Origin of the sequence: Candidatus Accumulibacter sp. ACC012 (genome assembly GCF_907163155.1) — a bacterium.
Taxonomy (GTDB): Bacteria; Pseudomonadota; Gammaproteobacteria; order Burkholderiales; family Rhodocyclaceae; genus Accumulibacter; species Accumulibacter delftensis.
The window spans coordinates 456,355-470,244 of the sequence record NZ_CAJQUC010000002.1 but is presented as its reverse complement, the minus strand read 5'-3'; the positions used below and the strand labels follow the sequence as shown (position 1 = coordinate 470,244).

Here is a 13,890-nt window from a genome sequence, read left to right as displayed (position 1 = left end):
GGCGCATGCGCCCAGCCCGTCGAACGATTCCGGCGTGCAAGCCGGAATGCGCACTGCAAGTGAGAGGGGGGGCGGTCCTGACTTTCATGATCAGGGGTGTCTCGACATGCCATGACCGTTAGCTACCCGCCCCGCGCATCGTCGCTGCGCGGGGTAATTCTAGAGCGTTGTGTGAACGTCCCGGGCAGCAAGGGACAGTTGATCAAGGCGTTCCTCGACGCAAACGCATTGATTCAATGTCTGCAGCCACAAGGGGAGGCTGGGGCTTACGCTCTTCCAGTAGAGCGGGATCAGCAGACCGAAGCCTGCGCGTTTGTTGCGGAGCCTGGCGATGTTCAGTTCTTCCTGGCACTCAGGCGAGGCAAAATATGCCGGGCTGAGGATGGACACGACCTTTCGGCAGCTCTCGATGGCTCGATCGATGTCGTCCTGGTAGGACTTGCCTTTCTGGATCGAGTGGCGAAAATCGAACACCGTCGCCGCTTGGTCGATTGCCGCGAGTTCGCGCTTGAACGCGTCGGCGGCGTTTGCATTGTGGCTGCTGAAGCTCAGAAACACATCGTAGTATTGGGCAACTGGCGGCGGGGTGCTGAGGGATGAGCCGGGTGTCCGTAAGCCATGGCCGCCCTGGCCGACCTTTTCCATTAATGCCACCAATGCTGGCATGCGACCTTGATCGTGTTCGAAGATCATCAGCTCGGAGATGGGCAGGCCACGGCGCATCCATTGAATCGATGCGTCCAGGAGTGAGCCCATCATCACCAGCGGTGACCAGCGTTGATCGCCCGAACTGAGAATGGGCATCGCTACGCGTCTATCCTCTTCATCGGACAGGAAGGGAAAAAGGCCGCGAAACAGCGCTCCCACCGCCTCGGGAGGGCTGCCGAGCTCGCGGGGCTCGAAGACAGCGAGACGCCGCGCGCCGCGCCATGCAGAGTGATCGGCGAGTTCGTGAGAGAGCCAGAAGCCGGATGTGTGGCGCAGATCGACGGCTTTGTGTCGCGCCAGTTCCGCCACCGACACACCACTTCTCTGTAGTGCGCCGATCAGGGATGTGGGAGTCGGGACATAATCGTCGGGAAAGGCGGAGGCGACGAGAAGATCGACCGCATCCTTGAATCCTAGCTCGGTGAGGTCGCCGTGAACGAGTGATATCACCCGCTCGGTTTGACCGTCAAACACCTTGATCGCATGTACTGTTTCCATCGCAGCCTCCGGGTTTCCTGTTGACCTGAATCGGCTCTGAATCAGATCTTTCACTAATCGACCACGGTGCCGTTGTCGCTGGCCGTTCCCGTTCCAGCTTTTTACGATACCGCAGACCCCTTTTGCTCAGCGCACTTATACACGCGCCTCGTTGTGAGCGATCCTGCTAACACTTATCGACTGACGGACTGCGGCTGAGTTCGCCGCGCCGCCCTCGCCTGCGTAGGCGGCGACCATCAAGTGACATGGGTCCAGTGCGGGTGGATCGACGAGCTGGAGGTGAAAAGAGCGGCGCATGTCGGCAGCAAGAAGTGCTTGGGCGAGGGAGCGGGTGCTTGGGGGTTTTCCCCTATCCCCAACCCCTCTCCCGCAAGGGGCGAGGGGCTTTTTGTGTGGCGGGCGGGCGGGTGGTGCTGACGTGGCTTGCTCAGGCGGGCGCGACTTGGATCAGGAGTTTGCCGAAGTTGCGCCCTTCGAGGAGGCCGATGAAGGCTTGCGGAGCATTTTCCAGGCCATCGACGAGGTCTTCGCGGAACTTGATTTGGCCGGCTTTCAGCCAGGCGCTCATGGCGGTGAAGAACTCGCCGTAGCGATCGCCGTAGTCGTCAAAAATGATGAAGCCCTGCATCTTGATGCGTTTGACCAGGAGGGTGCGGGTGAGCTGGCCGAGGCGGTTCGGGCCGGTAGGCAGTGCCTGGTCGTTATAGTGGGCGATCAAGCCGCACAGGGGGATGCGTGCGCGCACGTTGAGCAGTGGCAGCACGGCATCGAAAACCGCGCCGCCGACATTTTCGAAATAGATGTCGATGCCTTGCGGGCAGGCTTCGGCAAGCGCTTGTGGCAAGTTCTCGCCGTGGTGATCGATACAGGCGTCGAAGCCGAGTTCGTCGATCACGTAGCGACATTTCTCGCTGCCGCCAGCGATGCCAACGACACGGCAGCCCTTGAGTTTGGCAATCTGACCGACCACTGCGCCGACGGCACCACTCGCCGCAGCAACGACGACGGTCTCGCCCGGTTGCGGGCGGCCGATGTCGAGCAGGCCCATGTAGGCGGTGAAGCCGGGCATGCCAAGCACTCCCAGGGCCAGCGACGGTCGTGGCATGGCCGGATCGAGCCTGACCAGCCCGCGGCCATCGGAAAGTGCGTAGTCCTGCCAGCCGGAGTAGGCGAGAACCAGGTCGCCCGCGCGAAAGTCGGGATGCTGCGACGCTTCGACGTGTGCCACGGTGCCCCCCGGCATGGCTTCACCGATACCGACCGGCGCGGCGTAGGAGGGTGCGTCGCTCATGCGGCCGCGCATGTAGGGATCGAGCGACAGGTAGAGCGTGCGCAGCAGCAGCTGGCCGTCGGCAGGCTGTGGGACTGGCGCTTCGTCGAGGCGGAAATTGTCGCTGCGCGGCGCGCCGACGGGGCGCGATTCGAGGACGATGCGCCGATTGCGGGCGCCGTTCTGGCCAACTGGCGTGTTCATTCACAGGGCTCCTTCGAGAATTTTCCGGCTCACCGCCAGGTCGATGTTGTGCTGCTCGCCGATGGCGGTCATGCCGTGCGCTTCGAGCTGGGCGAGCAGGGGAGGGATCGCTTCGCGCCCCAGGCCGTAAGCGGCGAGACGGGTGTTGACGCCGAGCGACTCGAAAAACTGCGCCGTACGCTCGATTGCTTCGTCGATGCGCTGCTTCTCGTCGCCTTCCGTGATCTGCCAGACGCGGGCCGCGTATTGCAGCAACTTGGAGCGCTTGTGCTCGCGCTGCACATTGAGCAGCGAAGGCAGGACGATGGCCAGCGTACGCGCGTGGTCGATGCCGTGCGCGACGGTCAACTCGTGGCCGATCATGTGCGTAGCCCAATCCTGCGGCACGCCGGCACCGATCAGCCCGTTCAGCGCCAGCGTGGCGACCCACATCAGGTTGGCCCGCACATCCGCATCTTCTGGCGTGGCCAGTGCCTGTGGTCCGATCTCGATCAGCGTCTGCAGCAGCCCCTCGGCGAAACGGTCCTGGGCCATGCCGCCAACCGGGTAGGTCAGATATTGCTCGACAATATGCACAAAAGGGTCGACGACGCCGTTGGCAATTTGCCGCGGCGGCAAGGTATAGGTTTTTGTCGGATCGAGAATCGAGAATTGCGGGAAGACGTGCGGGCTCATGAACGCCAGCTTGGCCTGCGTTTCGCGGCGCGTGATCACCGAGCCGCTGTTCATTTCCGAACCGGTCGCCGGCAAGGTCAGGACGCTGCCGAAGGGCAGGGCGCTGTCGACGTTCTGGCCGTGGCCGAGCAGGATTTCCCAGGGATCGGCAGGAAAGTTCACGGCCGCGGCGACGAACTTGGTCCCGTCGATCACCGAGCCGCCACCGACGGCGAGCAGGAAATCCAGTTTTTCACGCCGGATCTGCGCGACGGCGCGCATCAGGGTTTCATAGCTCGGATTCGGCTCGATGCCGCCGAACTCCTGCACCCGCCGCTCGCCGAGCGCTGCCCGGACCTCGTCGAGAGTACCGTTCTTCTCGGCGCTGCTCCCCCCATAAAGAATCAGCACGCGCGCGTCGCCGGGAACGAGGTCGGCCAGGCGGGGAATGCTTTCGCTGCCAAAGACAATTCTTGTCGGGTTGTGAAAGTCGAAATTGAGCAATTGTTTCTCCTGAATTAGACCGCTCGTCCAGTGGCCGCGGCGATGCCATCAGGCCAGGTTGAAAGGCGTGTGCCGCTACCGAGCCTGGCCTGAATTGGACCGTGTCGGCAGGCCAGCTTGTGTCCAGGCTTCCATGCCGCCGCGGTACCACAACACATTCCGGTAGCCCAGGTTGATAGCGCGCAAAGCCGCGTTGTAAGACATCCAGCAGTTCACGCCTTCGCAGTAGAGCACCAGTGGACGCGACTTGTCGCCATTGGCAATCGTCTGCAGATACTCACCAAACTCGCGCTGCGTATGGTCATTGAACGTGCCGCCTTGTGCTGCGGGCACCACGGAAATCGCATCCGGCAGCGCGGACTGAGCACCATAGACATCGAGTAGCAGTACACCGGACTGTTTGTCTTGCAGCAGTTTCCGCAACGCCTGCGTGGCAATGACCGACCCGCCGGGGATTTCCCTGGGCGTCGGACCGTGCAACTGATGACTGGGCTTGAGCTCTTTTGTTGGCGGGATTCCGAAGTCCTGAGTCTCATCGATCCCCGCGCGCGGCAAGTTGCCGGAGGAGGCCGTGGCGTCGCCAGGTCCACGGCCGGTTTCTGAACGAGTGGGCGCGACTGGCGCCGGCGCTTGCTCGCGCGGTGGTATGGGTGGACTATCGAAAGTGTTCTGGGCAGACGAGACAGCCGCATGCAGCGTCGTAACAGTGAACAGCAACATCCGCCAGGCAGAATACGTCTTGCTCGGTTTCATGGCAGGCGCTCCAGTTGAACACCGTTCGTCGGTGCGTAATTTGGGTTGTCGGTGGAAATATAGCGGCCGTCACCAACACGCCAAACGTAATCGTTATGGATGGTGGCGCGAACCGGCGTGTTGCTGGCCGGGTCCTTGTAGGTGTTGTATTCGCCAATACCTTCCAGGGTGCGCCGCTGAATGCGATCATCGGTTTCCTGAGTGCTTTTCCAGGTGTTGGAGTAGATCTGCGAGACCTCACTAAGTGTCTGTTGGCGAATCTGCGAGCGATCATTCGCACCCTTGAGATTGATTTGTGCCATTCGATCGTTATGCCATTTGGTGATGCCCATGGATTGCTCCCTGGCGATGCGATCGGAAGCCTCACGAGTCGCTTGCCCCCACCTATCAACCCATTGTTTTTTCGCTCGCATCGAGTTGCGCAGACGTTCGCCGAGAGCGAAATCCAACTGCCCGTCAGGCGCGTGCTGGGCGTAGATATTGGTGGTACCGGCGACGATGTTGCCCTGCATTTCCGAGAAACTGATGGTGGTGATCAAGGATTCGCGAAATTCTCGCCCATCCTGAGAATAGCCAATCAGCATTTGCCCGGCCTCATAGTGCACCCGGGCACCGCCCGGGCCTGGCGGGTTCTTCGGCATCGCCTCCACAAGGTCGGGACGATCACGGTACTGGAGAATCCTGGCGCGGCCAGCATGGCGCTGATTGACCACCATACCGAGATAGGCGCGCACCGAGTTGATAGGCATGGGTGCACAGGGGTTGAACTGGATTTCTGTGCCCTGCACCTGCCAGTTATATCCAGGCCGGATTTCGAATCCCTGCAGACCATCGCGCGAGGATGCCTGCCAACTCATGCGCATCATGTTGCCCACACACTGGCTGTTGCGGTCCCACGTAACGCCGCCACGCGTTACCCAGTCTTCCGGGATGCGCACGGTACCAACCTCCATCGGTTGATTGAATCCCTGGTTATCCATGATCGTGACCTCCTGCCATCCCTTGCCGACGGATTCTCGCTTCGCGCCTTGCGGGTCCACCGGACTGGCAACGCCGAAAGCAGCGCTGCTTTCGGCGCCGGCTTGCGTGGACACTGCGGCAAAAACCAGCGCTGTCGCGAGAAAAATAGAGCGTATGCGGTAGATGTTCATCAACATGCCTCCAGTAGCTGACAGCGAATAGTAAGTTGTATGCAATATCGTGAGGGGCTCGGGAGGTCGATCACTTGCCGGCAGGTCTTCTCGAACATCGCGACGCCCTTGCCATCGCCGGGCTTCTCCTCAGCAGTCTTGTGTGATTGTTACCCTTCAATATTCGCCTGCTCGCCGCTGATGCCGAAGACCTGTTGACGAAGCCGGAATAGTTCGTCGCGGGCAGCGGCGGCTTTCTCGAATTCGAGGTTCCTGGCGTATTCGAGCATCTCTTTCTCGATTCGCTTGAGTTCGCGCGCCAGTTGCTTCTCGCTCATGGCTTCGTAGTTGGCCTGTTGTTGCGCCGCCTTGAGTTCGCGGCGTGCGTCGTCGAGGTCGTAGACGCCGTCGATGATGTCGGTGATGCGCTTGCTGATGCCTTTCGGGACGATGCCGTGCTCTTCGTTGAAGGCGATCTGCTTGAGCCGCCGCCGTTCGGTTTCGGCGATGGCGCGGCTCATCGAGCCGGTAACCCGGTCGGCGTAGAGAATGGCGGTGCCGTTGATGTGCCGGGCGGCGCGGCCGATGGTCTGGATCAGTGAGCGTTCGGAGCGCAGGAAGCCCTCCTTGTCGGCGTCGAGAATGGCCACCAGCGAAACTTCCGGGATATCGAGACCTTCGCGCAGCAGGTTGATGCCGACCAGGACGTCGAACTTGCCGAGGCGCAGGTCGCGAATGATCTCGACGCGTTCGACGGTGTCGATGTCCGAATGCAGATAGCGGACGCGCACCTCGTGTTCGCTCAGGTACTCGGTGAGATCCTCCGACATGCGCTTGGTCAGCGTGGTCACCAGCACCCGCTCGCCGCGCCCGACGCGCAGGCGGATCTCGGAGAGCAGGTCGTCGATCTGGCTCGACGCCGGGCGAACGATGAGCACCGGGTCGATCAGGCCGGTCGGGCGCACGACCTGTTCGACGACCTGACCCTGATGTGTCTGTTCGTAGTCGGCCGGGGTGGCCGAAACGAAGATCGTCTGCCGTAGCAGGGCTTCGTACTCCTCGAACTTGAGCGGCCGGTTGTCGAGCGCCGAGGGCAGGCGAAAACCGTAGTTGACCAGGTTCTCCTTGCGCGAGCGGTCGCCCTTGAACATGCCGCCGACCTGGGGGATGGCGACGTGCGATTCGTCGATGAACATCAGCGCGTCGGCTGCCAGGTAGTCGATCAGCGTCGGCGGCGGCTCGCCGGGCTGGCGCCCCGAGAGGTGCCGCGAGTAGTTCTCGATGCCCTTGCAGAAGCCGAGCTGGTCGAGCATTTCGAGATCGAAACGGGTGCGCTGCTCGATGCGCTGCGCCTCGACCAAGCGACCTTCGGCATGGAAGGAGGCAGTGCGCTCGGTGAGTTCGCGCTTGATCGCCTCGATGGCACGCAACACCGTGGCCCGCGGTGTCACATAGTGCGATGAGGGGAAGACCGTGAAACGCTTCAGCTTTCCCTGCAGATGGCCGGTCAGCGGGTCGAAGAGCTGCAGACCGTCGATTTCGTCGTCGAAGAGCGAAATGCGGATCGCCTGCTCGGCGTGCTCGGCGGGAAAAACGTCGATGACGTCGCCGCGAACACGAAAAATGCCACGGTGGAAGTCGGTCTCGTTGCGCTCGTACTGCATCTCGACCAGGCGCTTGATCACTTCGCGTTGATCGATGCGGTCGCCGACACGCATGGTGAGGATCATCTTGTGATATTCGTCACGGTCGCCGATGCCGTAGATGCACGACACAGTGGCGACGATCACGCAGTCGCGACGTTCGAGCAGGCTCTTGGTTGCCGACAGACGCATCTGCTCGATGTGCTCGTTGATCGACGAATCCTTCTCGATGAACAGGTCGCGCGCCGGAACGTAGGCCTCCGGCTGGTAGTAGTCGTAGTAGGAAACAAAGTACTCGACGGCGTTGTCGGGAAAAAACTCGCGAAACTCGGCGTAAAGCTGCGCGGCGAGCGTCTTGTTCGGCGCCAGAACCAGCGCCGGGCGGCCGCTGCGGGCAATGACGTTGGCCATGGTGTAGGTCTTGCCCGAGCCGGTGACGCCGAGCAGGGTCTGGAACGAGAGTCCGTCTGCCAGTCCGGCGAGCAATTGCTCGATCGCAGCGGGCTGGTCGCCGGCTGGCAGGAAGGGCTGATGGAGGAGGAAGGGACTGCCCGCGAAGCTGACCACGGGGTGCTTCTTTTCGGGCGAATGAAGGGCAGCTGACATGCTAGAATTTTACGTTGTTTCGGGACTGGCCAGCGTTGCGCGCGCCGCTTGGCCGAGTTGTCCGGAAACAAGTTTCTTTTTACGACGTTTCGTTTCTCCCTGAAGTCTGACGTCTCTTGACGCCTGCTGCGCGGGCTCGACCAAGAGAGGCGCAGCTCAGCAACCGGCCAACTTAGGAAACATCCATGACCGCCTCGCTTTTCGCCGCCGTTGAAATGGCTCCCCGCGACCCGATTCTCGGCCTCACCGAATCATTCAACGCCGACACCCGGTCGACCAAGGTCAACCTTGGCGTTGGTGTGTATTTCGACGACAACGGCAAAATCCCGCTGCTGGCGGCTGTCAAAGCGGCCGAGAAAGCACGCCTGGAAGCCATGCCCCCGCGCGGCTACCAGCCGATCGACGGTCTTGCGGCTTATAACCAGATTGTCCAGAAACTGCTCTTCGGCGCCGATTCGGCCCTGCTCGAAGCGGGCAAGGTAGCGACCATCGAAGCGCTCGGCGGCACCGGCGCCCTGAAGGTTGGTGCCGATTACCTGCGCCGACTGCTGCCCGCGGCCAGGGTTTACATCAGCGATCCGAGCTGGGAGAACCACCGCGCGATTTTCGAGTACGCCGGTTTCGAGGTCGACGCGTATCCCTACTATGACGAGGTGAGCCGTGGCGTCGATTTCGCCGCCATGAAGAGCGGCCTGAACAGCCTGCCGGCGGGTTCGATTGTCGTCCTGCACGCCTGCTGCCATAACCCGACCGGCGCCGACCTCAATCAGGCGCAGTGGCGCGAAGTGATCGACACGCTGAGCGCTCGCGGCCTGGTCGCCTTCCTCGACATGGCCTACCAGGGCTTCGCCGACGGCATCCGGGAAGACGCGCAGGTGCTGCAATTGTTTGCCGCATCGGGACTGCAATTCCTTGTTGCCAGCTCGTTTTCCAAGTCCTTCTCGCTCTACGGCGAACGGGTCGGCGCCTTGTCGGTGGTCACCGCCAGCCGCGATGAAACGGCGCGCGTCCTGTCGCAGGTCAAGCGGGTGGTTCGCGCCAACTACTCGAATCCGCCGACCCACGGCGGCGCCATTGTCGCGGCGGTGCTGGCCAGCGCCGAACTGCGCCAGATGTGGGAGGCCGAACTGGCCGAGATGCGCCAGCGCATCCTGGCCATGCGCGTCAGCCTGGTCGACAAGCTACAGGGCAGGGGCGTGAGCACCGACTTCTCCTTCGTCACCCGCCAGCGCGGCATGTTCTCCTACACCGGGCTCGATGTCGCGCAGGTTGACCGCATGCGCGACGAGTTCGGTATCTACGCGGTAGGCACCGGTCGCATCTGTCTGGCAGCGCTGAACACCCGCAATATCGACTACGTCGCCGACGCCATCGCCGCGGTTCTCTGACGCTTGCTCTGCGGCACGTGCAACGCCGGCAATGCCGGCGTTTTTTTTTAAGCGGCGCACGCGCATCACTCCTGCGTGTTCTCCAGCGCCTCGTTGCACGCCGTAGGGAAGCCATAAATTCCGGCTGGCGCGTGGGTTTTCGCGCTGCTCGCAGAATGGGGAATGCGGCAGCACACCAGCCCGCCCGTCATTGCGAGGAGGCGCAGCCGACGCGGCAATCCAGTTCCATCCTCTCACTATTTTTCCCGCCGCATTGACATCCTGACGACGCGAAAAGCCAAACCTCTGGATTGCCGCGTCGGCTTCGCCTCCTCGCAATGACCGCGGGTGGGAGATGCTTGCCGAAAGTCTCATCAAGAAGACAACACCACGCTAGTTGCTTTCCAGCAGCGGCGTCTTCAGCGAACCGCTGATCAAGATCGGAATGGTTGGATCGGCACGTCCCCGCATCTGCACGGCCATGCGGCCGCGCAATTGCAGATCGTTGTTCACCTCGATCTGACCGGTAGACTGCATCGTTCCTGCGTGCAGGAGCAGACGCGAGAATCGATAGCGCTCGGGGGTCAGGCTGATCGCACCGGTGAGTTGTTCGAAGCGGGTGGCGCCACCAAGCGTCGCCGGGTTGTCGGAAAAGCGGCGCACCGCCTCGGGAAGGTCGATACCTCCCAGGCTTCCCCTGTTTACCGTGAAGCTCCCCTGGGCGTAAATAGAGCGCGCGATGGTGGACCAGGTTTCGGAATTTGCCGAGAAGCGCAGATCGCCGGCAAGGTCACCGTCGAACTGTTCGCCGACTCCCAAAGCCGCGCCAAAACGCTTGGCGCTGATCCGTTCGAAGGCGATTTCGCCAGTAATTGCAGGCGGCCCGTCCCCGTGCAGAATGACTGTACCGCTGATGCGGCCGGAGAATATGCGTAAATCCATGTCCTTGATGACGAACCGTGGACCGTCAACATCTCCCGTGAAGCTGAAGGAGTCGAAGCGATACGGCGAATTCGGCGAGGGCCGCCAGGCACGCCCCTCCGCGGTGAGCGTCAACTGGGCGGCGGCTGGCTTGGCCTCGATCTGCAGGCTGCGGTCAGCAGACTTCAGCGACACTGACTCCAGCAGCCCATCCGCAGACAAGGCCAGCTCACCGCTCAAGTCGTCAAAGCCCAGCCCGGCGAAGCTGATGTTGGCATCGCTGATGGTTACGCGCTGCGCGCCAAATTTGGCAGACTCGCGAGCAGTGGCCGCGAACATTCGCGACAGGCCGGTCAGTGCTTTCGCCGACAGGTCGAGGTTGCGCAATTCCATTTCCGTGAAAGCGATTCTTGGTGAAAATAGCGTGCCGAGTTCTGGCCGGAGGCGCAGTTCGGCGATTTGAATCAGTTCCTCGCCAGCGGCGTTTCCGACGCGCACGTTGGCGAGCAGCAAGCCAGGCCGTGGATAGATCGTGACCCGCATTTCTTCGATACTAATTTTCTGGCCGGTAGTCTCCGCGAGCGCGCTTTCCACCGTCGGGAGATATCGCGAATAGGGAAAAAAGAAGGCCGTCAAGACCAGCAAAGCGCTCAACAAAGCGCTGCCGAGCATTGTTGCCATCGGCCAGGTCATGGCTAAGCGACGGCCCTGGAGCGACTTCAGATCGGGTCCTTCACCCTCCCTGGCATCGTCCGTCCCGCCGCCCAGCAGCGCCTTTACGCGCGCGACAAAAGACGACGGCGCCTGCTCAACAATGTTCTCCGGCGGCGCTGTTGGCGCCGCCGAGACTTCCTCTTCCTTGTTGAAGAAGACAGTGCGCGACTCGGGACCGGGTACGGAATTTCTCGGCGGTAAGCTGGGTGCGAGCGGCGGCGATGAGGTTGCCGCGAGTGAAAACCGCTTGGGGCTTTCTTCCGGCGCAGGAATCAGCCGGGTTACTTCCGCATCCGGTAAAGAGTGACGAGGGGGGGACCGTTCCGTTCTCTTGCCGAATGTCGAAAATTCGGACAAGGGCTGGGCAGTCCTGGCCTTGATCTGTTGTGCCAGCCGGCGGCCACGCGTCCATACCGAGTCCTCCTCGACCCGCCGCTCGATGAAGCCATCGTTCTCGAGCTCAAGGAGCGCGCTCAGGGTGAGTTGTTGGTTGCCGGTCTTGTCGCAAAGTTCGGCGACGGTCGCATTGCCGTCGACCAGAATCAGCACCATGCGAAGATTTCTCTGGACGACCCTCGTCCGCTGCAACATGGCCTCTTCGCCGGAGGTTGTCTTGGCGTAAATCAGCTCGTAGTCGATCTGGTCGGGGTCCATTTTCGCACTGGCGTCGTGCTCGGCAAGGAGCAACGGGGTTTTTCGGGTTTTTCGCACAATCGGCATTGTGCACTTAGTTGCGGTGCGCGGAAAGCCGGACATGCTTCTATGCTGCTTCCCGTGCCGCAATCGAGGCTTGGTCGCCCACGCTGGCCGTAGCGGGCGGCGGCCGACCGGCGGTCACGCGAAATACAGCAGCTAGGCCGCCAAGGCGAGAGCCGAGCTGCATTCGGCAGCTTCACGGCCAATCACCACTTTGCCGCTCGCGAGAGTTGACGAGCCGCATTCCAATGGCTAGAATGCGCCCTCTCGTGTTCCTCGATAGCTCAGTTGGTAGAGCGTCGGACTGTTAATCCGTAGGTCCCTGGTTCGAGCCCAGGTCGGGGAGCCACAGAAAATTCCTAGCAGTACAAGCGCTTAGCCCAGCCCTCGCGGTTGGGCTTTTTGCGTTTGGGGGCGGCGTCCGGGCCTATACCGAGCTGGTGGTGGCCGCGGGGCGTGGCGTGCGTGTGCGTGTGTGGCTGGCCCCGCGGGGGCGCCTCGGCCGGTTGGCCTTCCGGCGGCAGCGCCACCCCTTGGCGAGCGTCGGTTTGCTACCCGGTCGCTCCATGCCAAACGATTGACTTCGGGCGGCTCGGACGTACAATCCCTTAGCGACTATCGTCGCGGCGCTTCAGCCCAGCACGGTTTAGCTGCCGCGAGATTCGTGCGGATTTGCGCACCCGCTAAGATAAGGCGGTGACCGAGGGCAGGACGATGCTTCACAGCGACGACATTGACGACCTGGAGGCCAAGTGCATCTGTTTTGAGTGTGTCGGCGAGGCGTATCTGTCCGAAGAGATCAAACAGTACGGCGGGATCGAGCATTGCTGCTATTGCCAGCAGACGGCGGAGTCATACACGATTCGGGATATGGCGGAGCGCGTCGCGACCGCGTTCGAAGATCACTTCTACCGGACGCCGGATCAGCCAGACTTTTGGCAGCGCGGGCTCCTTTCGGACCCGGAGTCAGACTATGTCTGGGTACGCGATGGCTACCCGGTTGTCGATGCTATCCAGGACGCCGCCGAAATACCTCAAGACGCTGCAATCGAAGTGCTGGCGGTTCTCGACTACAGGCGCTGCGACCATGAATTGGCTCGGATGGGCGAGGAGACAGAGTTTTCCCCGGATTCCTACTACGATCAAATAGGCCCAAGTGATGACACTTGGCAGGAAGAATGGCGCACTTTCGAGCAATCGCTCAAAGGGGAGGCCCGTTTCTTTAACCGCATCGCTGCATCCCATCTTGCGTCGGTTTTCGGGGGGATCGACAGGCTCTTGACCGCGGACGGTCGTACACCGGTGTTGGATGCGGGGCCCGATCTTGAAATCGAACATCTGTATCGTGCCCGTGTGTTCCAATCGGACGATACGCTCAAAGAAGCCGTTGGCCGCCCGGATCTCCATCTTGGGTCGCCGCCGGCCCGCCTTGCCAGCGCGGGTCGCATGAATGCGCGCGGCATCTCCGTGTTTTATGGCACGACCGACGCGAGCGTCGCTATCGCCGAAGTGCGGCCCCCGGTCGGTAGCAACGTTGCGGTCGCGAGGTTCAACATCATCCGTCTCCTTCGCCTGCTTGATCTCACGGCCCTTGAGAACGTTCAGGACGGCGGAAGCATTTTCGACCCGGCCTTCAAGGGGCGACTTGAAAAAGTTGCTTTCCTGCAGTCACTGGCTCAGCGGATCACAAGGCCAATCATGCCGGATGACGAGGCCTTCGACTACCTAGCGACGCAGGCTATAGCGGACTTTCTCGCGACAGCGAACGATCCGCTGCTAGACGGGATCATTTTCCCCTCTGCGCAGGCGAAAGACGGGCGCAACGTCGTCCTCTTCCAAAAGGCCGCGCGGGTCGAAATGATGCGGTTTCCGGAGAGTACCGAAATTGAGGTGCGGAGCGGTTGGGAAACTGACGAGGGTTGGGAAACTGAGTACTCAGTGACGGAGTGCGTGCCTCCTTCTCCGGAAATCCTCTCGAAGCAGGAAGACGAAGGGCCCCACGTGTCGCTCTTTCCGGATGTCGCAGACCTCACGGAAGCTTCGGAAGGCGACACGCGGGTGAGCGCGCTGCGGATTGACCCGAAGTCCGTTGCGGTTCATCAGGTCAATTGGGTTGAGTACCGAAGCACTCCTTATAAGGTTGACCGCAATCGGTACAAGAAGCACGAACTTAAGATGTGAAAGCGTCTCGGTCTTTGCTGCCCTAAACGCGTAGCGCAGGG

At 61.5% G+C, this 13,890-nt stretch carries 9 protein-coding genes and 1 tRNA gene; 3 read left to right on the top strand and 7 right to left on the bottom strand.

The features are described from left to right. Positions 1–159: 159 nt before the first annotated feature. The 6 genes from QZ648_RS02655 to uvrB form a co-directional block, all read right to left on the bottom strand. Entirely contained in the window at positions 160–1,206 is a 1,047-nt protein-coding gene (locus QZ648_RS02655) for a toll/interleukin-1 receptor domain-containing protein (RefSeq protein ID WP_291996027.1), read from the bottom strand. Between the two features lie 427 nt (positions 1,207–1,633). Beyond that, positions 1,634–2,680: an NADP-dependent oxidoreductase gene (locus QZ648_RS02650; protein ID WP_291996026.1), complete on the bottom strand. Its 1,047-nt coding sequence runs from the start codon at positions 2,678–2,680 to the stop codon at positions 1,634–1,636. Next, complete coding sequence (locus QZ648_RS02645) at positions 2,681–3,838, bottom strand: iron-containing alcohol dehydrogenase (RefSeq protein ID WP_291996025.1); 1,158 nt, start codon at positions 3,836–3,838, stop codon at positions 2,681–2,683. Positions 3,839–3,913: 75 nt separating this feature from the next. Continuing rightward, positions 3,914–4,591 carry a rhodanese-like domain-containing protein gene (locus QZ648_RS02640; protein WP_291996024.1) on the bottom strand — a complete coding sequence of 226 codons (678 nt, stop codon included), beginning with the start codon at positions 4,589–4,591 and terminating at the stop codon, positions 3,914–3,916. Next, on the bottom strand, positions 4,588–5,742 hold the full coding sequence (locus tag QZ648_RS02635; protein ID WP_291996023.1) for a hypothetical protein: 1,155 nt from the start codon (positions 5,740–5,742) through the stop codon (positions 4,588–4,590). Before QZ648_RS02635 ends, QZ648_RS02640 begins: the two co-directional genes overlap by 4 nt. 149 nt (positions 5,743–5,891) lie before the next feature. Next, a complete protein-coding gene (gene uvrB / locus QZ648_RS02630; RefSeq protein ID WP_291996022.1) occupies positions 5,892–7,970 on the bottom strand; it encodes an excinuclease ABC subunit UvrB in 2,079 nt (692 codons plus the stop codon). A 185-nt stretch (positions 7,971–8,155) separates the two neighbouring features. On the opposite strand from uvrB, the gene QZ648_RS02625 reads away from it, so the two are divergent. Beyond that, the gene (locus QZ648_RS02625) at positions 8,156–9,358 is read left to right on the top strand and encodes an amino acid aminotransferase (protein ID WP_169066640.1); all 1,203 of its coding nucleotides are present in this window, start codon (positions 8,156–8,158) and stop codon (positions 9,356–9,358) included. 372 nt (positions 9,359–9,730) lie between these two features. On the opposite strand, the gene QZ648_RS02620 is transcribed toward QZ648_RS02625, so the two are convergent. Beyond that, the gene (locus QZ648_RS02620; protein WP_291996021.1) at positions 9,731–11,659 is read right to left on the bottom strand and encodes an AsmA-like C-terminal region-containing protein; all 1,929 of its coding nucleotides are present in this window, start codon (positions 11,657–11,659) and stop codon (positions 9,731–9,733) included. 282 nt (positions 11,660–11,941) lie between these two features. On the opposite strand from QZ648_RS02620, the gene QZ648_RS02615 reads away from it, so the two are divergent. Both QZ648_RS02615 and QZ648_RS02610 read left to right on the top strand, forming a co-directional pair. Beyond that, positions 11,942–12,017: transfer RNA gene (locus QZ648_RS02615), tRNA-Asn, on the top strand. 365 nt (positions 12,018–12,382) lie between these two features. Beyond that, positions 12,383–13,849, top strand: coding sequence for an RES family NAD+ phosphorylase (locus tag QZ648_RS02610; protein ID WP_291996020.1), 1,467 nt, complete (start codon positions 12,383–12,385; stop codon positions 13,847–13,849). The last annotated feature ends 41 nt before the right edge of the window (positions 13,850–13,890 follow it).